Origin of the sequence: Rothia mucilaginosa, from assembly GCF_964210535.1 — a bacterium.
Lineage (GTDB): Bacteria > Actinomycetota > Actinomycetes > Actinomycetales > Micrococcaceae > Rothia > Rothia mucilaginosa_F.
This window is the reverse complement of the sequence record NZ_CAXOMR010000020.1, coordinates 1-20,250: the sequence shown is the minus strand read 5'-3', so window position 1 is coordinate 20,250 and position 20,250 is coordinate 1. Positions and strand designations below refer to the sequence as shown.

Annotated in this window: 19 protein-coding genes; 9 read left to right on the top strand and 10 right to left on the bottom strand. The window is 60.4% G+C overall.

The window, feature by feature from the left end; all coding sequences use genetic code 11:
• Positions 1–132: 132 nt before the first annotated feature.
• The 3 genes from AB8C10_RS07160 to AB8C10_RS07150 form a co-directional block, all read right to left on the bottom strand.
• Complete coding sequence (locus AB8C10_RS07160; RefSeq protein ID WP_368867328.1) at positions 133–1,482, bottom strand: PIG-L family deacetylase; 1,350 nt, start codon at positions 1,480–1,482, stop codon at positions 133–135.
• A gap of 316 nt (positions 1,483–1,798) precedes the next feature.
• Positions 1,799–3,712 (bottom strand): translational GTPase TypA, encoded by a 1,914-nt coding sequence (typA, locus tag AB8C10_RS07155; protein WP_049341845.1) that lies wholly within the window; start codon positions 3,710–3,712, stop codon positions 1,799–1,801.
• 208 nt (positions 3,713–3,920) lie between these two features.
• Complete coding sequence (locus AB8C10_RS07150; RefSeq protein ID WP_368867327.1) at positions 3,921–4,874, bottom strand: NAD(+) diphosphatase; 954 nt, start codon at positions 4,872–4,874, stop codon at positions 3,921–3,923.
• A 129-nt stretch (positions 4,875–5,003) separates the two neighbouring features.
• Here AB8C10_RS07150 and pgi point away from each other — a divergent pair, with 129 nt between their 5' ends.
• Positions 5,004–6,680, top strand: a complete 1,677-nt coding sequence (gene pgi, locus AB8C10_RS07145; protein ID WP_368867326.1) for a glucose-6-phosphate isomerase — start codon at positions 5,004–5,006, stop codon at positions 6,678–6,680.
• A 127-nt stretch (positions 6,681–6,807) separates the two neighbouring features.
• Here the strand turns inward: pgi and AB8C10_RS07140 are convergent, their stop codons facing one another.
• The 3 genes from AB8C10_RS07140 to AB8C10_RS07130 all read right to left on the bottom strand — a co-directional run bounded on the left by AB8C10_RS07140 (position 6,808) and on the right by AB8C10_RS07130 (position 8,784).
• Positions 6,808–7,512 carry a pyroglutamyl-peptidase I family protein gene (locus tag AB8C10_RS07140; protein ID WP_368867325.1) on the bottom strand — a complete coding sequence of 235 codons (705 nt, stop codon included), beginning with the start codon at positions 7,510–7,512 and terminating at the stop codon, positions 6,808–6,810.
• Positions 7,513–7,537: 25 nt separating this feature from the next.
• Positions 7,538–8,125: a TIGR00730 family Rossman fold protein gene (locus AB8C10_RS07135; RefSeq protein WP_368867324.1), complete on the bottom strand. Its 588-nt coding sequence runs from the start codon at positions 8,123–8,125 to the stop codon at positions 7,538–7,540.
• A 137-nt stretch (positions 8,126–8,262) separates the two neighbouring features.
• Positions 8,263–8,784: an NUDIX domain-containing protein gene (locus tag AB8C10_RS07130; RefSeq protein ID WP_368867323.1), complete on the bottom strand. Its 522-nt coding sequence runs from the start codon at positions 8,782–8,784 to the stop codon at positions 8,263–8,265.
• Positions 8,785–9,038: 254 nt separating this feature from the next.
• Here AB8C10_RS07130 and AB8C10_RS07125 point away from each other — a divergent pair, with 254 nt between their 5' ends.
• A complete protein-coding gene (locus AB8C10_RS07125) occupies positions 9,039–10,784 on the top strand; it encodes an LPXTG cell wall anchor domain-containing protein (protein WP_368867322.1) in 1,746 nt (581 codons plus the stop codon).
• Positions 10,785–10,918: 134 nt separating this feature from the next.
• On the opposite strand, the gene AB8C10_RS07120 is transcribed toward AB8C10_RS07125, so the two are convergent.
• Complete coding sequence (locus tag AB8C10_RS07120; protein WP_368867321.1) at positions 10,919–12,412, bottom strand: amino acid permease; 1,494 nt, start codon at positions 12,410–12,412, stop codon at positions 10,919–10,921.
• Between the two features lie 310 nt (positions 12,413–12,722).
• The gene (locus AB8C10_RS07115; protein ID WP_368867320.1) at positions 12,723–13,235 is read right to left on the bottom strand and encodes an OsmC family protein; all 513 of its coding nucleotides are present in this window, start codon (positions 13,233–13,235) and stop codon (positions 12,723–12,725) included.
• A gap of 222 nt (positions 13,236–13,457) precedes the next feature.
• Here AB8C10_RS07115 and AB8C10_RS07110 point away from each other — a divergent pair, with 222 nt between their 5' ends.
• The 3 genes from AB8C10_RS07110 (at position 13,458) to AB8C10_RS07100 (ending at position 16,095) form a co-directional block, all read left to right on the top strand.
• Positions 13,458–14,264 (top strand): AzlC family ABC transporter permease, encoded by an 807-nt coding sequence (locus tag AB8C10_RS07110; RefSeq protein WP_368867319.1) that lies wholly within the window; start codon positions 13,458–13,460, stop codon positions 14,262–14,264.
• A 520-nt stretch (positions 14,265–14,784) separates the two neighbouring features.
• Complete coding sequence (locus AB8C10_RS07105) at positions 14,785–15,120, top strand: branched-chain amino acid transporter permease (protein WP_044142340.1); 336 nt, start codon at positions 14,785–14,787, stop codon at positions 15,118–15,120.
• A 9-nt stretch (positions 15,121–15,129) separates the two neighbouring features.
• Positions 15,130–16,095 carry an AzlC family ABC transporter permease gene (locus tag AB8C10_RS07100; RefSeq protein WP_439958523.1) on the top strand — a complete coding sequence of 322 codons (966 nt, stop codon included), beginning with the start codon at positions 15,130–15,132 and terminating at the stop codon, positions 16,093–16,095.
• 195 nt (positions 16,096–16,290) lie between these two features.
• Here AB8C10_RS07100 and tpx read toward each other — a convergent pair whose 3' ends face one another.
• A complete protein-coding gene (gene tpx / locus AB8C10_RS07095) occupies positions 16,291–16,791 on the bottom strand; it encodes a thiol peroxidase (RefSeq protein WP_049346965.1) in 501 nt (166 codons plus the stop codon).
• A 275-nt stretch (positions 16,792–17,066) separates the two neighbouring features.
• On the opposite strand from tpx, the gene AB8C10_RS07090 reads away from it, so the two are divergent.
• The 3 genes from AB8C10_RS07090 (at position 17,067) to AB8C10_RS07080 (ending at position 19,124) form a co-directional block, all read left to right on the top strand.
• Complete coding sequence (locus AB8C10_RS07090; protein ID WP_368867317.1) at positions 17,067–17,843, top strand: LppP/LprE family lipoprotein; 777 nt, start codon at positions 17,067–17,069, stop codon at positions 17,841–17,843.
• Between the two features lie 464 nt (positions 17,844–18,307).
• Positions 18,308–18,700 (top strand): hypothetical protein, encoded by a 393-nt coding sequence (locus AB8C10_RS07085; protein WP_368867316.1) that lies wholly within the window; start codon positions 18,308–18,310, stop codon positions 18,698–18,700.
• Between the two features lie 166 nt (positions 18,701–18,866).
• Complete coding sequence (locus AB8C10_RS07080) at positions 18,867–19,124, top strand: GlsB/YeaQ/YmgE family stress response membrane protein (protein WP_294630554.1); 258 nt, start codon at positions 18,867–18,869, stop codon at positions 19,122–19,124.
• A 146-nt stretch (positions 19,125–19,270) separates the two neighbouring features.
• On the opposite strand, the gene AB8C10_RS07075 is transcribed toward AB8C10_RS07080, so the two are convergent.
• On the bottom strand, positions 19,271–19,639 hold the full coding sequence (locus tag AB8C10_RS07075; protein WP_368867315.1) for a zinc ribbon domain-containing protein YjdM: 369 nt from the start codon (positions 19,637–19,639) through the stop codon (positions 19,271–19,273).
• Between the two features lie 343 nt (positions 19,640–19,982).
• Between AB8C10_RS07075 and AB8C10_RS07070 the strand changes: the two genes are divergently transcribed.
• Positions 19,983–20,195, top strand: coding sequence for a TOBE domain-containing protein (locus tag AB8C10_RS07070; RefSeq protein ID WP_005505155.1), 213 nt, complete (start codon positions 19,983–19,985; stop codon positions 20,193–20,195).
• Positions 20,196–20,250 lie beyond the last annotated feature (55 nt).

Sequence of the window (20,250 nt, the reverse complement as noted above, 5' to 3'; positions counted from 1 at the left end):
ACGCCCACACTCGCAACTCATCGCCCGCAGACCAGACAAGGATGCAGAAGAAACCGCTACCAAAGAAGGAGGGGCGCCCCGGCACACCGGAACGCCCCTCCCCCACGTTATGACGTAGCGATAACCTTCAGGCTACTTCTTAGCACGCGCACGCTGATGCGCCGCACGCGGCGAGAAATACTGCGCGTCCTTCACGCGAGCGCGCGTGTACACGAGCATGCCCAGCATCGCCGCAACCGGGGCACCAAACCACCACAGGGCACCGTAGAAACCAATCGCCGAGTGGCTCGGGTTCACCAGCACGAACGGCGAATCGGGGCGACCGTACGCCAGAACGTACACGGTCACGAACACCGCAACAGCCACAACAGCCGCCGCATAGCCGCGACGCAGCGACAGGGCACACCACAGGGCGGTGAAGAAAACCGTCAGGTACGCCACCAGCAAGCCGAGCGGCAGGGCGGTATCCCCCGCGTACACGACCCAGGCGTGGTAAATCGACCCGGCGATACCGGCGAAAATACCCAGAATCGAGCCGGTCAGAACGCCGGCGACCAGACCAGCCTCCTGCGGCTTCGGGTGCACGGTCGCGGTCGGGTCACCGTCGAGCACGCGGAAAGTCTCCACGGCAGAAATCTTCTGCGGCACCTTGTTCGAGTACTCGAAAGTCTTCTCGTCCACGACCGTAATCTGGGTGCGGTGCGCCTCCATCGCCTTACGCTTAGCGGTACCGTCACCGTAAATAGCTGTCTGAACTCGCTGATCAGCCGTATCGAACTCGCCCTCAATACCCCAGGTGAGAATCGGGCGGTCCTCGTCATCTTCAAGAATCTGCAGGGCGCGGTGCACGATCTCGTACACGCGCACGTGGTCGGGGTGGCCGTAGCCGCCGTCAGCGTCATAGGTGACCAGAACATCCGGGTTGAGGGCGCGAATAGCCGCCACCAGAGCCTGAGCCTGCGGTTCCAGAGGCTGCGCGGTCAACGAATCAGCCGCCGCCACCGGGTTAGCTACGGGCTTACCCTCCGGACCCCACGCCATGCCGGAGTCACGGTACAGCGGCAGCGCGCCCTCAGCCACAGCAGGCTCCTGACCCAGGAAGAACTGTTTCTTCACGCCCAGAGCCTTGATAGCGCCGGCAAGCTCGCCGGTACGGTACTCGCCCAGCGCCTCACCATTATCACGGCAGCCGGGCTTACCGACCTCCAGGTGGTGTAGCTCTTCGGGGATGACCTCGCCCAGCTCACCGCGGGTAGCGGTCAGCAGGTACACCTCCGCGCCCTTCTGCGCGTAGTACGCCATGGTTGCGCCGGTCGAGGAAGTCTCGTCATCCGGGTGCGCGTGCACAAAAAGGATGCGCGTATTCTTCACATCGTAATTATTCGGCAGCAGATCGCGGCGCGAGCCGGGGGCGATGCGCTCACCCTGCGTGGGGTAGCTGGGGGTCGCAGAATCAGGCTGAGTGTTCTCGGTTTCAGACACAGGCTTTCCCTCTCATACGCAGGGTCGGGCTTCTTGGACAGTCAACAGCGCCGTACGGGGTGGCGGGTAGGTGCCACCGCCTCGGGCGCATTATTTTATCTTACACACTCACCCGCACGGTGCGGGGCGTTCGGGCTTTTCGGAGGCGTTTCTGAGCCACCAGCCGAAGCACCCCGCCCTCGCTTTCTCTCACCTACCCCGCCGATACCTCCCGAACGCGTCCGAGGGTTAAACAGAACCGCCGCCACCTTCCATGCAGAAGGTAGCGGCGGCTCTATGCGACAGTTACAACCACTAGGATGTAACTTCGGCAGTATTAGTCGTTCGCACGTGCGCGGCGGCGGAACTCGCGGACACGCTCGTTGGAATCCAGGATGACCTTGCGGATACGAATCGCCTCGGGGGTCACCTCAACGCACTCGTCTTCGCGAGCGAACTCGAGGGACTCTTCCAGGGTCAGCTTCTTCGGCGGGGTCAGGTTTTCGAAGTTGTCCGCGGTCGAAGAACGCATGTTGGTCAGCTTCTTTTCCTTGGTGATGTTAACTTCCATGTCGTCTGCACGGGAGTTCATACCAACGATCATGCCCTCGTACACCTCGGAGGTGGGCTCCACGAAGAAGGTGCCGCGCTCTTGCAGGTTAATCATCGCGTAGGGGGTCACCACGCCGGCACGGTCAGCAATCAGCGAACCGTTGGTGCGGTACTCAATGTCGCCAGCCCAGGGCTCGTGCTCAATCGAGTACGAGGAAGAAATACCGGCACCGCGGGTCTCAGTCAGGAACTGGGTACGGAAACCAATCAGACCACGTGCGGGAACAGCGAACTCCATGCGGACCCAACCGGTACCGTGGTTCGCCATGTTCTCCATGCGGCCCTTACGTGCAGCCATCAGCTGGGTGACAGCACCCAGGTACTCCTCGGGCACGTCAATAATCATGTGCTCCATGGGCTCGTAGACCTTGCCGTCGATGGTCTTGGTAACCACCTGGGGCTTACCCACGGTCAGTTCGAAGCCCTCACGGCGCATCTGCTCCACGAGGATTGCCAGGGCGAGCTCGCCACGGCCCTGAACTTCCCACGCGTCCGGACGCTGGGTGGGCAGAACCTTGATGGACACGTTACCGATGAGCTCGCGGTCCAGGCGGTCCTTCACCTGACGTGCGGTGACCTTTGCGCCCTTGACGCGGCCAGCCAGCGGGGAGGTGTTAATACCGATGGTCATGGAGATCGCGGGATCGTCCACCTTGATCAGCGGCAGGGGCTTGGGGTTCTCAGCGTCGGTCAGGGTTTCACCAATGGTGATGTCCTCGATACCAGCCACTGCGACGATTTCGCCGGGGCCAGCGGACTCTGCGGGAACGCGCTCGAGAGCCTTGGTAGCCAGCAGCTCGGAGATGCGGACGTTCTTGATTTCACCGTCGTGACGTGCCCACGCAACGGTCTGGCCCTTCTTCAGGGTGCCGTTGAAGATACGGACCAGTGCCAGACGACCCAGGAACGGGGAGGAGTCCAGGTTGGTCACGTGTGCCTGCAGAACCTCGTTGGGGTCGTAGGTGGGGGCGGGCACGTGCTCGATGATGGTCTTGAACAGCGGCTCAAGGTCGTCGTTGTCGGGCAGCTGGCCGTCTGCGGGCTGGTTCAGGGATGCAGCGCCAGCCTTACCGGATGCGTACACTACCGGAACGTTCAGCACAGCGTCCAGGTCCAGGTCGGGAACCTCGTCCGCCAGGTCGGATGCCAGGCCGAGCAGCAGGTCCATGGACTCGCCAACGACCTCGTCGATACGGGAGTCGGGGCGGTCAACCTTGTTCACCACGAGGATCACGGGCAGCTTAGCAGCCAGTGCCTTACGCAGCACGAAGCGGGTCTGGGGCAGCGGACCTTCGGATGCGTCCACGAGCAGCACAACGCCGTCAACCATGGACAGGCCGCGCTCCACCTCGCCACCGAAGTCGGCGTGGCCGGGGGTGTCAATAACGTTAATGGTGATGGTCTCACCGTTGGCGGAAGGGCCGTTGTAGAACACGGTGGTGTTCTTCGCCAGAATGGTGATGCCCTTTTCCTTTTCGAGGTCGCCGGAGTCCATGACTCGGTCTTCAACATCTGCGTGGGCAGAGAAGGCGTGGGTCTGCTGCAGCATCGCGTCGACGATGGTGGTCTTGCCGTGGTCAACGTGTGCCACGATGGCCACATTGCGAAGGTCGGGGCGCGAAGCGGTGTTTTCAGACATGCGTTAAGTTTCTCGCTTAAATCTAGGGGATAGTCTTGCCAGCGGGTGCGCTCTAGAAGGCGCGGGGGTCACGGGGCAGTACCTTCAGATAGGTATCTGGGGGTGTTTGCCGGTTGGAGTGTTGCCGGTGGAGCCGCTCTGCAATAAGAGCGTTTCCGGGCACGCCAAAACGGACCCCCCTCCGTTGGGCTTAGCCACCAGTGTATCACTAGGGCTTTTCGGCGAGCCACTCATCAAGCATGCGGCGGGCGACCGCATTCGTGCCGGGCAGCTCCAGCTTGGCGGGGTCATCCTCGTCGCTATTGCCGCGCTCCTCCGAAATTGCAATCGCCTCACGCAACTCGGGGGCGGTAAACCAGCGTGCGGCACGAATCTCACCATCGTGATGAATGATAGGTTCGTTCTCATCCACGCGCACCCGGTAGCAAATCATGAGCGAACGCGGGAAAGGCCACACATCACTCATGCGGTACTCGGTGCTGAGGGCGTGCAGACCGGTTTCTTCGTAGACTTCGCGGGCAATTGCCTCTTCAAGGTTTTCGCCGGGATCAACAAAACCGGCGATGAGGGCGAAGCGGTTGGGGTGCCACTGGCGGTTATTCGCCAGCAGCACGCGCTCGCCCTCGCGGCTGGTCACCAGCGCCATCACGGCGGGTTCGATGCGGGGGAACACCATCTCGCCGGAGGCGGTGCGGCGGATACCCTTAGAACCGAGGGGCGCCTCCTCGCCGCTGTATGCGGAGTAGCGCATATCGATGAGGTAGTCGCGGCGTGCCAGGGCGGTGGCGTAGTGGGCGCGGCCTTCCGGATCCTCGTGGACCGGGTAGTAGCGGAAACCACTGGCGGAGGCGTGCACCCGAGAGTTGTTCAGGTCGGCGGCGACCTGCGCGAGGGTTTCGTCCTCGCAGTAGAGTACGTGCACCTGTGCCCCGTTCTTCTCTGCCTCGCTGTTCTTCTCTGCTTCGACGCTGTAGGCGGCGGGGCGGATCACGCTGCGCGCAAGGATAGCCTCTTCGGTCAGCGGCTCGGCAGCATTGCTACTGGTCAGGTAGTGCAGGGTTCCGTCATCGTTGAGGAGAGTTTCTCCCTCGCGGGAGATGAGCAGGTAGCGCGGCGCGCTGTCAGAAACAGTATCGGGCATGTGTTCAGGTGAAGAAGTCATGGATTTTACTCTACATCTTGATACTATAAGGCCCACAATAGGGTGCCAGGTTTCGATTTTTTCGCCGTATCGTCCCATATCACTCTCGAAAGAGGTGACATAGGCACCTGAAAATAAGAGAATGGAACCATGACTACTTCTATTGACCCTACGACCACCTCCGCGTGGTCTGCTCTGTCCGCTCATCACAAGTCCCTCACTCCGAACCTGCGCGAATGGTTTGCCGCTGACCCGGAACGCGCGCAGAAGCTCAGCTTCACCGCCGACGAACTGCACGTCGACCTCTCCAAGAACCTGATTACCTCCGAGACCGTTGAGCTGCTGCTCAAGCTCGCTGAAGAGGTCAAGCTGGAGCAGGCTCGCGAGGCAATGTTCTCTGGCGAGCACATTAACGTCACCGAGGACCGCGCCGTGCTGCACACCGCCCTGCGCCGCCCCGAGGGCTACACCCCCGCACTGACCGTTGACGGCCAGGACGTAGACGCAGACGTCCACGCGGTTCTGAAGAAGATTTACGCTTTCGCTGAGCGCGTGCGCAACGGCGAGTGGACCGGCATCACCGGCAAGCGCATCGAGACCGTCGTGAACATCGGTATCGGTGGCTCCGACCTGGGCCCGGTCATGGTGTACGAGGCTCTCAAGCCCTACGCAGACGCAGGCATCACCGCACGCTTCATCTCCAACATTGACCCGACCGACGTGGCAGAGAAGGTCTCCGGCCTGGACCCCGAGACCACCCTGTTCATCGTCGCGTCCAAGACCTTCGGCACCCTGGAGACCCTGACCAACGCACGCGTGGCGCGCGAGTGGCTCATCTCCTCCCTGCGCGAGGCAGGCGCACTGGAGGGCAAGGAAGCATCCGAGGCTGTGGCTAAGCACTTCGTGGCTGTCTCCACCGCACTCGACAAGGTTGCAGCATTCGGCATCGACCCCGAGAACGCTTTCGGCTTCTGGGACTGGGTTGGCGGCCGCTACTCCGTAGACTCCGCAATCGGCACCTCCCTGGCTATTGTTTTCGGCCCGAAGGTTTTCGCTGACTTCCTCGCTGGCTTCCACGCAATGGATGAGCACTTCCGCACCGCTCCCCTGGCTCAGAACGTACCCGTTCTGATGGGTCTGCTGAACGTCTGGAACGTGAACTTCCTGGGTGCTGAGACCCACGCGGTTCTGCCCTACGACCAGTACCTGCACCGCTTCCCCGCATACCTGCAGCAGCTGACCATGGAGTCCAACGGCAAGTCCGTTCGCGCAGACGGCTCCTTCGTCAACTACGCAACCGGTGAAGTCTTCTGGGGCGAGCCCGGCACCAACGGCCAGCACGCTTTCTACCAGCTGATCCACCAGGGCACCCGCCTGATTCCCGCGGACTTCCTGGCATTCGCTAACCCGGTCCACCCGACCAAGGACGGCGAGCAGGACGTTCACGAGCTGTTCCTGGCTAACTTCTTCGCACAGTCTCAGGCTCTCGCCTTCGGCAAGACCGAGGAAGAGGTTCGCGCAGAGGGCACCGCAGAGCACGTGGTCAACGCACGTATCTTCAGCGGTAACCGCCCCTCCACCTCCATCATGGCGCCGCGTCTGACCCCGCGCGTTCTGGGCTCCCTGATTGCCCTGTACGAGCACATCACCTTCGTTCAGGGTGTTGTTTGGGGCATTGACTCCTTCGACCAGTGGGGTGTTGAGCTCGGTAAGAAGCTGGCGCTGGACCTGGTTCCCGCTATTGAGGGTGACCGCGAGGTTCTGGAGCGTCAGGATTCTTCGACCGCTTCGCTGATTGACTACTACCTGAAGAACCGCACCAAGTAGTAGCTCAAACCTACACCCGAGGGTTTTATAGCCTGCAGGTGTAGGATGCACAAACCGCCGGATAGGCTCCCAGTTAGGGAGGCTATCCGGCGGTTTTGTTATATGGGTTCTGGCTGGCTCAGTGCTGCTAGTCCAGCGCGGGCAGGGTGTCGGAGGCAATCTCCGCAATAATGCGCACCACGGTGGATTCGGGCAGCTGCGGGATGCCCTGCTCGTCGCGTACCACGCCACCGGCGTCACGGTGAGCGGTCAGTTCTACACCCTCGGTCGCATCTTCACCGTCAGCACACGTTGCGGGCACGTGCACGAACCCGGCGGGGATGCTCAGCCCCAGCTCGCGGCTGATGCGCTGGCTCTCATAGAACACGTGGTTGCACACGTAGGTTCCGGCGGTGTACGAAATCTCGACCGGCTCCCCCGCCGCATGCAGACGCTCAAAGCTCGCGCGCACCGGCAGGGAGGAGAAGTACGCCTCCTGACCACCGGGGGCGATTGGCTCATCGCAGCGCTGGTCGCCATCGTTATCTTCGATACCGGCAGAGTCCAGGTTGATAGCAACCTGTTCGAGGCTGACCACGTCGCGACCAACCGCCACGCCCAGGCTGATGAGCGCGTCGGGCTGCACCTCCTGCAGGGCGGCACGCAGGGCGGTGCTGGAACCGTCGTAGCTGACGGGCAGCTCGCGGGTGATGACGTTCAGATCCGGGCGCATCCGGCTCAGCAGACGCTGGGCGCCTTCGGCGAGCGCTACGGTGGGGTTCACGGGCACGCCGGGGAACGGACCGAAGAAGGTCAGCAGCAGGGTACGTGTCTGGGCGGGGGTGGTTGCCATAGTCAATCTCGTTTTCTGCAGTGGTTTATTCAGCAGTGTTCTTTGCGGCGGCGCGGCGCTCCAGGTCCTTGGCAAGCGCTTCCAGAAGCTCTTCGGGGGTGGTCGCGATGATGAGCTCGTCCAGGTAGCGTTCGTTGAGCAGGCCGGTGGAGGCCATGTAGTGCATCGCGTCGATGAGCTTGTCCCAGTAGCCGTTGACGTTCAGCAGGGCGACCGGCTTGGAGTGAATGTCGAGGAACTGCCAGCTGAAAACTTCAAAGAATTCTTCGAGGGTGCCAGGGCCGCCGGGCATGGCGACGAACGCGTCAGCCTTCTCAATCATGGCGATTTTACGCTGGTGCATGGTGTCCACAATGTCGAGGGTGGTCTGGCCGGGGTAGACGCCCTCCAGACCGACCAGCTTGTGGGTGACCACGCCGTAGACGACGCCGCCGGCGTCCAGGGTTGCGCCCGCGACGGTGCCCATCAGTCCGGTGCGGCCGCCACCGTAGACCACGCCAATATTGTTCTGGGCGCAGAGGGTGCCGAGTTCACGGGCGCGCTCGGTGAAGAGCGGGTCGTTGCCGGAGCGGGCACCGCAGTAGACGGCGAGGTTGTAGTCAGTCTTCTTCATGGTTCTCCTTGGGTAGTGCAGCGGGTGCGCGGCGTTGCGCCCCGCTTTCTATGGGTTGTCTGTTGTTGAGGGTACCGGATGTACCTGTGTACCTCATGTGTGCCACCCGCCAGTTCAGGGGGGCATGGGCACGGCGGTTACGGTAGCGGGGTGCGTGCCAGCAGCGGGAAGATCTGCTCGGTATTGAGAGGTGCCTGCGCGGCGCTATCGGAGGGGCTGCTCATGGCGGGGTTGACCCAGCGTAGCTCAGCAATTTCAGCCTGCGGCACCAGCGTAGCCAGCTGCTCGTGTTGCTCATCGGTGGGGGCGTATTCGAAGGTTTCGGCGCGCACCGTAAAGCCTGCCTCGTTCAGTGCGGCGGCTTCCAGCAGTCCGAGATGGTGCATCCGGTCGGGGTCGGGGGTGAGCCCGATTTCTTCGCTCACTTCGCGGCAGGCAGTCTGCAGCGGGGTCTCCCCCGGTTCGGGTTTGCCGCCGGGCATCATGAACCCGTCGCTACCCTGCTTGCGCACGGTGAGTACGAGCCCGTCCCGGTTGCGGATTGCCACGGCGCACACGTTCACGACGCGGTGGGCGCTATCAATGGCGCTGTGCTCAGTAACGGGCTGGGCGGTGTGGGCTGCTTCTACTCGGTTCTGCGGGTTCTTCTGCGTGGGCATCTTTCTACCCTAGCATTTCCCTGTCTTCTGCCCGGCGCTGTACGTGTTTGTCTTATTCATCCGCCCTATTGTGCGCCCTGCGGGCAGTGGTTTTACGTAATATTTCGGCGAGTTATCTTATGTCCGGTTCATGCGTTTAGGTGCGTGTTACGGTGTAATTAACCGCGATGTCGCGGTACCGTATACGCACTCGACTTGGCGTGATACAGGAAGAGTGCGAATCGCTCAATCACTCATGTAGAAGGAACTTCGTGATGGCTAACTCTTCTCATGCCCGCCGCTACGGTAGCGCCGGTGCTTCTGTTCTTCTTGCCGCCTCCTTGAGCCTGGGCGCTCTGCCTTCTGTTGCGGCAGCGAATACCCCGAATCCGGATAACCCGCCGGTTATTACGGTCTACAACTACAAGGTTGAGACCAACACCCGCGAGTTGAAAACCGCTCTGCGTCTGAACAAGATTACGTTCAAGGCATCGAAACTGCCCGCGAAAACTACCGCTTTCGCCCCGGCATTGCACGAGGCAAACCATAGGGGTTTCCCGTTTCTGAACCCGATTCAGACGGTGCGCGTTGACGGCCCGTTCAAGGACGGCACGGCGACTGCGACCCATTACGTTCCCGGTAGCCTGATTGACCCGGCGAAGAACTACAGCTTCGTCGCTAATATCATCGTTGATGGTTACGGGGGCGGTCAGGTTCTGCGTATGAACGTTGTGAAGGATAGCGCCGCACCGGTTCTGCACGTGGACTCCCCGCGTCTGAACACCAAGGGTGAGACCGTGTTGAAGGTGCGCGGTACCGGTTACACGGGTGAGGCGACCCCGCACGGTGTGCGCGTGGTGGTGTCTGATACGAATGTGTGGGTTCCCGGTCGTTTTCCCCAGCAGGGTATGCGTTTCGTAGCTCAGGTGACGGTACCTGCTTCGCAGATTCACAACGGTGTCTTTGAGACGGAGGTGAAGGTTCCGGCGGATGTTGCGGCGACGCTGAATACCTCCCACAAGTACATTGCGGGCACCATGGCTGCTGGCGTTGAGGGTGCCGAGTACGGTTCGTTTGATGCCCAGAAGCCTCTTGAGCTTTTCGCGCAGGAGCCCGTGGTTTCTGCGGTTCCGACCTATGCCCCGACTGTGGCTCCCCTGCCCGAGGCAACCGTAGGAGTGAACCCCACCGATGCACCCACCGTGGCGCCTCTGCCCGAGGCAACCGTTGGCGTGAACCCGACCGACGCACCCACCGTGGCACCCCTGCCCGAAGCAACCGTAGGCGTGAATCCGACCGACGCACCGACCGTGGCACCGCTACCGGAGGCAACCATTGGTGTAAACCCGACGGATGCGCCCACCGTGGCACCGCTACCGGAGGCAACCGTAGGCGTTAACCCGACCGACGCACCGACCGTAGCGCCGCTTCCCGAAGCAACCGTAGGTGTAAACCCCACTGACGCACCGACGGTTCCCGCACTGCCCGAAGCAACCGTAGGAGTGAACCCCACCGATGCCCCGACGGTTCCCGCACTGCCGGAAGCAACCGTGGGCGTGAACCCCACCGATGCGCCGACCGTAGCTCCCCTGCCCGAGGCGACCGTAGGTGTGAACCCGACCGATGCACCGACCGTCCCGGCATTGCCTGAGGCGACCGTGGGCGTGAACCCCACCGATGCACCGACCGTCCCGGCACTGCCTGAAGCTCCGATGCCTGTCGACAAGGCACCCGCGGCAGATCAGGCACCGGTTGCCGATAAGACTCCCAACGCGGACAAGCTGGAGGACGCAACCGTGGCGCATCCCAAGAGCAAGCCAGCTCAGGAGGCTCCGGTAACCGCCACCCGCTCGGCACAGAACACCCTGGCAAAGGACAGCCTCGCTAAGGAGAGCAGCCCCAAGAAGGCTACCCTGGCGAACACCGGCGCATCCGGTGTTGGCGTGATCGTTGTTCTTGGTGTTGCCGCAATCTGCGCGGGTCTGGGTCTGAGCGTTCTGCGCTCGCGCCGCCGCTCCTAAGAGCTGCAGGGCGCACAGTCTAGCCCGCCCGGTGTAAACCGCGCATAGCAAAGAGCCGCCGGTTCCCCCGTTCAAGGGGAACCGGCGGCTCTTCACGTATCAGCTAACTCATTCAGCTGGCGCATGCGTTCGCGTTACTTCGAAGCCTTAACTTCGATGCCGCTCACATCAATCTGCTCCAGCGGGATGATGCGGTCGCGAGTGACCACACGGTGCACCAGCCAGACCGCAATAATCACGGGCAGGCCAATGTAGGAGCTCAGAACGCCAAACCAGTCGCCGCTGAGGAACGCCTCGTAGTTCTGACCGCCAATGACGACCAGGCACATAAGGAAGGCGATAATCGGGCCTGCCGGGAAGAACGGCGCCACGTAGGGCAGGTCCTTCAGTCTGTGTCCCTGCTTCAGGTACGCACGGCGGAAACGGTAGTGAGCCACAGCGATACCCACCCAGGTGATGAAGCCAGCCAGACCGGACACATTCACCAGCCACAGGTACGCACCATCCGGGGAGAGCAGCGCGGCAATGAAGCCGACCGCACCGATAGCCGCGGTTGCCAGCAGCGCGTTCATGGGCACGCCACCGGAGTTGATGCGGGTGAACATCTTCGGCGCCTTACCCTCCTGCGCGAGCGCGAAGAGCATACGAGCCGAAACGTACAGGCCCGAGTTACCTGCAGAGAGCACTGCGGAAAGGATCACGGCGTTCATGATGGCTGCCGCGAAGGCGATGCCCGCACGCTCGAAGATGAGGGTGAACGGGGAGATGTTGATGTTGCCGTCCGCTGCGGTGAGCAGGTTCGGGTCGGAGTAAGGAATCAGGAAGCCGATGACGACCATCGCACCGATGTAGAAGAGCATGATGCGCCAGAACACGCTGGTCAGCGCGCGGGGCACGTCGCGGCGGGGGTTCTCAGATTCGCCGGCAGCCACACCGATCATTTCGGTGCCCTGGAAGGAGAAGCCTGCCACCATGAAGATGGCGAGTACGGCGGGTGCGCCGCCGACGAAGGGTGCCTCACCGACGGTCCAGTTGGAGACGCCCGGGGAGCTACCACCCAGGATGCCGAAGATCATGGCGATACCTGCAATGAGGAAGACGACCACCGTAACGACCTTGATGGTGGCGAGCCAGAATTCGCTTTCACCGTAGGAGCGTGCCGAGAGGGCGTTGATGCCAGTCAGCAGCACGAGGAATCCTGCCGCCCACACCCAGGATGGGATATCGGGGAACCAGTACCTCATCACCTCGCCGACGGCGACGAGTTCGGCGGCGACGGTAATCGCCCAGTTGAACCAGTAGTTCCAGCCCATGGCGAAGCCGAAGGACGGGGACACGTAGCGTGCCGCGTAGGTCTGGAATGCGCCGGGGACGGGCAGGTGCGCAGCCATCTCGCCGAGGGACTGCATGAGGAAGAGCACCATGATGCCGATGAGGGCGTAGGCGAGGATTGCGCCGCCGGGGCCTGCGGTGGAGATGGTCTTACCGGATGCGACGAAGAGGCCGGTGCCGATTGCGCCGCCGATTGCGATCATCTGCATGTGGCGGGCGGAGAGGCCTCGCTTCAGTTCACCCTCTGCGGGGGTGGCTTCCGATGCAGCGCCGGAAGTCTCTGTAGGCTGTGCCATGTCAGGTCTTCTTTCTGAGGCTATTGCTTCGTGCGTTTGCTAGCGGTCTAGTCTGGTGTCCAGTCTAGTCCTGCTGCGGGTTGTGCCGCCGAAGGTTTGTGCCTGGGTCAAGAAATTCTTCAATCATAAGGAATTCTTACGTACCGTAAGTTTTCCTAATCTGAGGGTCAATCCTACTCGCTTTTCAGGCTCTTTTCCACCCCAAAACCACAAAAACACAGAAAAACCCTCCCGCACCCACTTCATCACAAGCGGTACGGGAGGGTTCCATATCAGGCTAATTCACCTGATCTATTCAGCTCACCCGGCTTTAGTCAGCCAGGTTGTGGAACGAAACGTTCGTGGGGTGCTCCACGGTACGAGAAACGGTGCAGTCCTTCTGCTCGCTGAGCTGAATCAGACGGTCCACCATCTTCTGCGCCTTGGCACCCTGCTCATCGGCGGGGAATCGCACATCAAAGTCCACCTCAACGTCGTCGAGGCGCACCGCGCCGTCTTCGGTCTGCTTCAGCGCCGAGGCGAGCACCTCGAACACCTCGGGGGTGGAGCGGCGGGAGGTGCCCGCATCCACGTCCACGGAGGAGCAGCCGGCAATTGCGGCGAGCAGCAGCTCGACGGGGGTCAGCAGGCCCTCGCCCACACCGAAGTCGAGGGTTGCGCCGTTGGCACCGTAGGCACGGTAGCGCAGGCGGTCGATGCGCTCGATCTTGGTCTGGCGGTAGTTTTCGAGTTCGCGGCGTTCCTGCTGGCGCGAGTACACCTTCTTCTGCTCTTCTGCGGTCTGCGCGGTGTTGTTCTGCGCGGTGTTGTTCTGCTCAGCCATTGAGGTTCCTTTCGGGTTGCCTGTGCGGTCGCTAGGTTATTCAGCGCCGCATTGTTTAGTGTCATTCACTATAAGCGTGTTTCTCATATTTTATTCCCGGACTCTTTTTCTCGTCGGTCAACCGCTTGCTCCTATACACTGGAAAACCGCGGCGGAGCTTCGAAGTCCCTCACGCACACAGTAGATTTTTTGAAGAGCACAACATACACAAGGAACTCTTTTATGGCACAGACCCCCGGCACTGGGCGTCCCGGCACTGGGCGTACGAGCACGCAGAATGATATCCGTCTGGCTATGGCGGATTCTTCCGTGGTGATGCTCGGTATCGCGGTGCTGGGTTTGGGTTTGGGTGTTATTTTGAGTGCGCACCATATGCCTTTTTGGGCGGCACCGCTGATTTCTTCACTGGTGTTTGCCGGCTCGGTGGAGTTTTTGATGGTGGGCATGATTTCTGGTGGTGTCTCTATCGCGTCGATTGCGTTGACGGTGTTCCTCGTGAATGCCCGCCACCTGGTGTACGGCCTTTCCTACCCGCTGCACAGTGTGAAGGGTTTTTGGGCTAAGGCTCTGGCTATTCATACTCTCTGTGATGAGGCGTTCGCTCTCAACTCCGGTCCTGACCGCAATGAGCGTTCGGGTGCCCGCATCCTGTGGGTGAACGTGCTGATTTACGTGTCGTGGGTTCTGAGCGTAATCCTCGGGTATGTGCTGGGCGCGAGCTTCCTCAGTAATCTGAAGGGGGTGGACTTCGTGATGGTGGCCATCTTCACGGTTCTTGCGATGGACGGCTACCGCGCTAACCCGGATCGTGTGACGGCGCTCTTTGTGGCGGCTTCGGCGGCGGTTGCGCTGATTTTTGCCCCGTCCTCGTTCCTGGTGGTGGCGTTGGGTTCGTATGTGGTGCTGCTGCTGGCACGCTTCCCGGTGGCGAAGCGCCGCGGTACGCTGCCGCATCGTGCTGTGCATGAGGTAGCGGCTGAGGCTGAAAGCGCCGCTACCGCTGATGCTCCCGCTTCCACACAGCGATAAGAACGTTACATACGTGTTCGAAACCGGTTAGGATAGATGAGTGGAGCTTCGCTCTCCCCTCTTTCTATTTCTAGGATTACTAAAATGCCTCCCGCGCGAACCTGCACGGAGGCTCCCAGAGGTGAAGGTACCCCATGACTCAGATGAAAGACACCGCTAAGGAAACTAGCGACGCAGAACGCTGTGCCGCCCCGGAGTAACACCGCACCGGGAGCGGCATCACCCGAGGTCACGCACGAGAACTACTGACGCGCGCAACTACCGCGCAGAGCTACTGCCGAGCGCAACTATCCACGCAGAAAACTCGTGCAGGAGGAACGACCCTCCGCCTCCATGTTTCGCGGCTTTCATCAACTCACGTACCTACCGCACTACTTAGCCCCCAGCCTCTTCTTCGGTTGGGCTCTCCCTACCCTTTTCGCGGATGCTTTCACGGCTTCACCCGCGCGCCTCTTTCAGGGCTCTTCCGCTCTTTTCGGGGCACTCTTTCGCTGAGTATGTGCAGAAAGAGAAAATCTTCATGAACAGTGAAGTGACCACCGGCTATATTCTTGCCGCAATTCTTGTGGCTGCAGGTATTACGTTCCTGCTTCGTTTGCTTCCCTTCGGCCTGAAGAAGGCTCTGGCTGGCTCCGAACTTTTGGATGCGCTCAGCCATTGGATTCCGCTCGGCGCAGTCGCACTGCTTGCCATCTATGCGGTGGCGAAGATTAATTATTCTTCATTCGCTACAGCGGCACCGTACCTGGCGGGTCTGGTGGTGACCGTGGGGGCGCACCTGTGGCGTAAGAATATGGTGCTGAGCATGGTGGCGGGTACCGTCACCTGCGTTGTGCTGGCTAACTGGGTTTTCTAGGGGGTCATGATGAGCATTTCTAAGAACTCTGTTTCTTCCGCTACTGCTTCCCCCGCTGCTTCTTCTCAGCCTGCACCGCAGCAGGCTAGCCAGCCCGCGCCCCATCAGGCTTCTCCCGAGCAGGTGGAGCAGGTCATTGCTTCTGCGCTTCCGCTAACCGGCATGATTCCCGTGGTGGAGGCGCCCGCCTCCCCCGATGCACAGGGGCCGCAGCAGCCGCGCGAGAGCGGCTTCGCCGAGGCGATGCGCGTTGCCGGTGTGATTATGCTGGGCCTGTTCTTTGTCGGTATTGGTCTGGGCGTGCTGGTGCACAGTTACGGTCTGCCGTTCTGGGTGGCGCCCCTGCTGCCGCTCCTGGTTTTTGCCGGTTCGGTAGAGTTCGTGCTGATCGACATGATCTCGAATCATGCCTCGCTGTTCTCTATCGCCGTGATGACTCTGCTCATTAATTCCCGCCACCTCATGTACGGCCTGTCCTACCCGATTGAGCGGGTGCGTGGCGGCTTGGCGAAGTTCTACACCGTGTACACCCTCATCGATGAGGCGTATGCACTGAATACGGGCCCGGACCGCCATAAGCTGCGTGGTTCCCGCATCCTGTGGATTCATGCGGGTCTGCACCTGAGCGTCCTAGCGAGCGCTACGCTCGGCTACGTGCTGGGTGCAAGTTTCTTGAGTGAGCTCAAGGGCGTGGATTTTGTGATGACGGCACTCTTTGCGGTGCTCGCCATCGATGCTTATCAGAGCTCAAAGGACCGTACCACCGCAGCTATTGCAGGTGTATCTGCAGTGGTTGGTTTGGTGTTGGCGCCGCAGTCGATGCTACTGATTTCGATGGTGGTGTATATGCTGCTACTTATCTCTCGTTTTGTGGTGGCTAAGCGCCGCGGCACCCTGCCGGAGCATATGCTGGTCGCCGATGAGGAGCCTGCCGAAGCCGACGCTCCCGGTCATCCCGGCGCCTCCGAACACTAAGTCTGGATATAGTAAAGCGCCCCGCCCACCCGAAATACCGGGTGGGCGGGGCGTTATGCTGTCGCCAGCCGCATGTGTGGGTGAACCCATGCGCTGTAGACGTTCAGTATCTGCTGTGCTGTATACCGCCAGGTAACCCTGACGGAAGTACGTGCGGGTGCCGGGATTGTATCCAGCTCCCGTACCAAGCTTAGCTTACTTGATAGCTGCCAGGGCTGCTTCGTAGTTGGGCTCGTTGGTGGTCTCGGGAACCAGCTCGGTGTAGACAACCTCACCGGCAGGGTTCACGACGACCACGGAGCGTGCCAGCAGACCAGCCAGGGGGCCGTCCACGAGCTTCACGCCGAAGTCCTCACCGAAGGAGGAGCGGAAAGCGGAGGAGGTGACGACGTTTTCAATGCCCTCGGCTGCGCAGAAGCGGCCGATTGCGAAGGGCAGGTCGTTGGAGACGCACAGCACGACGGTGTTCTCCAGGCCTGCAGCCTGCTTGTTGAAAGTGCGGACGCTGGTTGCGCAAACACTGGTGTCGACGGAGGGGAAGATGTTCAGCACCAGGTTCTTACCTGCGAAGTCTGCGGAGGAAATCTCGGAGAGATCAGCCGCGAGAACCGAGAATTCGGGCAGCTTTGCGCCGACTGCGGGCAGGTCGCCGTTGGTGTGGATTACGAGTTCGTTCTGTAGAGTTACTTCAGCCATGCCTTCATTGTCCCCCGGATGCGGCGGGTGTGCAAGGGGACACAGGCACTAGCGGGCAGAGTTTCCGCATAGCTGATTTTCTGCTATGCCGATTCGCCTCCCCTGGCTCTGCTGTAGCCGCTGTCTAGCGATAATCCCGGCCTGTGACTCTACGGTAACGAACGGCACTGACCGTGCGCACCGCGTGCCCGCCTCTTTTTCCCTATACTGGACGAGTTCACTATTCGCTTCTTGACCAGTACCAATGCGCGCTGCCGCGCATTTCAGGAGTATTCATGTCTTCTACTCGCCGCCGCTTTACCGGCCGTACCTCTTTGGCTCTACCTGCGCTGGGCGCCGCTCTAGCTCTCGTTGTCACTTCCTGCTCGGCAAGCACCGATTCTGCTGTTTCGGGTACCGTGGTGTCTTCTTCTGGTAGCGCGTCTGCCTCCGCGAGCGCTACGTCTACGCAGGAGTTGTTCCCCACCCCGTCGGCGAGCCCGAGCGCATCCGCGAGCGCTTCCCCGAGTGCTTCGTCGCCTGCTCCGGTGCCGTCGGTGGTGACGATTACGGTTCATGCTGAGCCGACGGCATCCGAGTCGAAGTCGGATTCCAAGTCTGAAGCTAAGTCTGAGTCGAAGAAGGACTCCACCTGCGCCTCTGATTCTGCATCGACCGTGGTGTCTAAGGCGCTGCGCGAGCTGAAGAATAAGAGCAAGTGGGATCAGTGGACGAACGTTTCGCGCACTTACGAGGGCTATGACCCCTGTGCTGAGCTGTCGTGGATTGACGCGATTCCGGGTTCTTCCCCGTCTGATTGCTGCATCTCTTCGATGGCGCACCACATTCTGCTGTTCCACCGCGGCAAATTCATTGGTACCGCAACCTATGAGCCGTACTCGTTCTCTCCGGTGATTACCCGCACCTCCGACAGCTCGATTAGCGTGACCTACCGTTATATGAAGGGCGATGAGAGCCCCGCCAGCGCGAGCGGCCGCACGACCGCTGAGTTCAGCTGGAGCTCTTCGCAGAATAAGGTTGTGATGACCGGTGAGGTTCCGCCGAGCGAATAGCCGGTTCATCTCATAGGCTCGCTACCTCCGAATCTACGCGTTTGAAGCCCAAGATGTTGGGCGTACGAGAAACCCGCCGTCTCGCATATGGTGTGAGACGGCGGGTTTTCGTTGCTTAAGGATATGTAGGGTGCCCGAGGGCTAGCTGTTTAGGCAACGAACTTCTTGTAACCGAAGTATGCGGCGCCTGCCAGGATAGCGATGCACAGAATCTTCTTCACGGTATAACTCCTTTGATTGTTCCGGTAGGCACCCGGTGTTTTACTCCGTCTGGCGACTCACCTAAAGGTGAGGGCAGGCGGGGCGTCATCCGCACGTGGTGCCGTTGTTCCCTATCTTACCTGCTTTTGAACAACGTATTTCCATTTGGCGTGCTGAGTCCGCATTCTAGACAGTCAAACACGCTGCGGTTCGGCGTGCTTTTGCGCCGGGGAATACGCCTCCGACAGGCGCATAATGGGAGCATGAGTATTTTTAAGAAGAAAGAGTACAGCGCTGAGCGCTCGGCTACTCGTATGGCTCGCGCCCTCGCTGTGATGGGTGCGCTGCACTTCATCATCCCGGATCCCTTCGACTCGATTATTCCGAAGTACCTGCCGGGTCCTGCCCACGCGTACACCCACGCTTCTGGCGTAGCTGAGCTGGGCACTGCCGCCCTGCTGGCTAATGACAAGACCCGCCGTGCAGGCGGTCTGCTTGCGGCTCTGCTGTTTGTTGCCGTGTTCCCCGCGAACATTCAGATGGCTGTGGATGCGCGTAACCAGTCCACTCAGCGTAAGGCTATTGCGTACGGTCGCCTGCCCCTGCAGCTGCCGATGATTTGCGGCGCGCTGAAGATTTGGCGCAAGTCGAAGTAGTCACTTCGTTCGTTAGGAACGGCACCTCGGTGTTTTACACGTAAAACATTGAGGTGCCGTTTACCTTAACATACCCATTATTAAGCTTTCCGTAACCAGCATTGCCTACACTGGAACTAACACGCCACCTGTCACAGCGGCAGGTGTACAACCTTTGGAGAGAACAATGGGCACTATCATCGGCACCATTATCACCGGCGCAATTATTGGCGCAATCGCACGATTCTTCATGCGAGGCCGCCAGAACATTTCGATTCTTTGGACCATTATCTGCGGCGCTGTCGGCGCGGCTGTCGGCAACTGGGCGGCAGTTCAGCTGGGCGTTGCCGCAACCGCTGGCATCGACTGGATGCGCTGGATTCTGTCGGTCTTTGCAGCGATGCTGACCATTTCCCTGTACCTGGGCATGACCGGTAGGAAGTAACGATTTCACTCAACCTCACGAGGGCTCGCTGAGTCCCTCATACATAAAGGCGGCACCTCCCCTAGCGTGAGCTAGTGCGGGAGGTGCCGCCTTTTCTGCGTCTTGTGCGAAGCGCTTTACGTCTTCTTGGCTTATGCCTTCTTGATTTATGCCTTCTTCACGACGGAGGACTTCAGGTACATCTGGCCTGCGCCGGGGACCTTCGCCTCAATGTCGTGGCCGTTGACGGGGGATTCGAGCAGGCGGATGCCGCGTACCTTGGTGCCTGCTTTGATGTCTGCGCCGCCCTTGACCTTCAGGCCCTTGACGATGGTGACGAAGTCGCCGTCGACGAGCTCGTTACCGACGGAGTCGAGAACCTTGGAGCCTGCTTCTTCTTCGGTTTCGCCGGCTGCGGTGCGTTCCCATTCGTGGCCACACATGGGGCATGCCCAGAGTTCACCCATTTCGTAGGTGTAGTTTTCGTTGCATTCGGGGCAGGCGGGTGCTTCGATTTCGTTGAGGTTTTCGCTCATGGTTCCTTCTTCGATCTGTGCGGATGCGCCGCTCCCCTACGGTGTGTGGCTGCGGCGTGTGGGCGCGCGTCAGCGAGGGCGGGGTGCGACGGTGGAGGGTGCGAGGGTTCTCGCGTTCGTGCTGACTATACCATTTGGGGCGACGTGGAGGGGTGTGATTCGTGGCTGGTGGGCCGTCATATTTCTGTCATCTGAGACTGCGATTGAGCCCTTGAAGAAGCTAAGGTGGCAAAAATTTGCGTAATATTTACGCAATTTCGGGTTTTTGCGCACTGTGCAGAAGCTAGGGCGTGTAAAGTATCTAAGGCATTTGTACGTTTTATTGAGTGAAAGGCACGACTTCATGAAGCTTTCCGCACGTAACCAGTTCGCTGGCAAGGTTGTTGAGATTACCGAGGGTGCAACCAACGGCATCGTCAAGATTGAGATTGCTCCCGAGGTTGTCATCTCTGCTTCCATCACCAACGAGTCCATCAAGGAACTGGGCCTGAAGGTTGGCGAGACCGCATACGCAGTTATCAAGGCTTCCAACGTTATGGTTGGCGCTGACCACTAATCCCGGTCAACAAGACTTATGCCCGGTAGCTGTTTAGGCAGCTCGTAAGGGCGAA

Excerpts from the sequence above, each read along its gene's own strand:
- AB8C10_RS07130 (WP_368867323.1), bottom strand. The coding sequence starts at position 8,784 with ATGCCCACGCAGAAGAACCCGCAGAACCGAGTAGAAGCAGCCCACACC.
- AB8C10_RS07120 (WP_368867321.1), bottom strand. The coding sequence starts at position 12,412 with ATGGCACAGCCTACAGAGACTTCCGGCGCTGCATCGGAAGCCACCCCC.
- AB8C10_RS07080 (WP_294630554.1), top strand. The coding sequence starts at position 18,867 with ATGGGCACTATCATCGGCACCATTATCACCGGCGCAATTATTGGCGCA.
- AB8C10_RS07140 (WP_368867325.1), bottom strand. The coding sequence starts at position 7,512 with ATGGCAACCACCCCCGCCCAGACACGTACCCTGCTGCTGACCTTCTTC.
- tpx (WP_049346965.1), bottom strand. The coding sequence starts at position 16,791 with ATGGCTGAAGTAACTCTACAGAACGAACTCGTAATCCACACCAACGGC.
- AB8C10_RS07125 (WP_368867322.1), top strand. The coding sequence starts at position 9,039 with ATGGCTAACTCTTCTCATGCCCGCCGCTACGGTAGCGCCGGTGCTTCT.
- typA (WP_049341845.1), bottom strand. The coding sequence starts at position 3,712 with ATGTCTGAAAACACCGCTTCGCGCCCCGACCTTCGCAATGTGGCCATC.
- AB8C10_RS07135 (WP_368867324.1), bottom strand. The coding sequence starts at position 8,125 with ATGAAGAAGACTGACTACAACCTCGCCGTCTACTGCGGTGCCCGCTCC.
- AB8C10_RS07100 (WP_439958523.1), top strand. The coding sequence starts at position 15,130 with ATGAGCATTTCTAAGAACTCTGTTTCTTCCGCTACTGCTTCCCCCGCT.
- AB8C10_RS07105 (WP_044142340.1), top strand. The coding sequence starts at position 14,785 with ATGAACAGTGAAGTGACCACCGGCTATATTCTTGCCGCAATTCTTGTG.
- AB8C10_RS07090 (WP_368867317.1), top strand. The coding sequence starts at position 17,067 with ATGTCTTCTACTCGCCGCCGCTTTACCGGCCGTACCTCTTTGGCTCTA.
- AB8C10_RS07070 (WP_005505155.1), top strand. The coding sequence starts at position 19,983 with ATGAAGCTTTCCGCACGTAACCAGTTCGCTGGCAAGGTTGTTGAGATT.
- AB8C10_RS07110 (WP_368867319.1), top strand. The coding sequence starts at position 13,458 with ATGGCACAGACCCCCGGCACTGGGCGTCCCGGCACTGGGCGTACGAGC.
- pgi (WP_368867326.1), top strand. The coding sequence starts at position 5,004 with ATGACTACTTCTATTGACCCTACGACCACCTCCGCGTGGTCTGCTCTG.
- AB8C10_RS07115 (WP_368867320.1), bottom strand. The coding sequence starts at position 13,235 with ATGGCTGAGCAGAACAACACCGCGCAGAACAACACCGCGCAGACCGCA.
- AB8C10_RS07150 (WP_368867327.1), bottom strand. The coding sequence starts at position 4,874 with ATGACTTCTTCACCTGAACACATGCCCGATACTGTTTCTGACAGCGCG.
- AB8C10_RS07075 (WP_368867315.1), bottom strand. The coding sequence starts at position 19,639 with ATGAGCGAAAACCTCAACGAAATCGAAGCACCCGCCTGCCCCGAATGC.
- AB8C10_RS07085 (WP_368867316.1), top strand. The coding sequence starts at position 18,308 with ATGAGTATTTTTAAGAAGAAAGAGTACAGCGCTGAGCGCTCGGCTACT.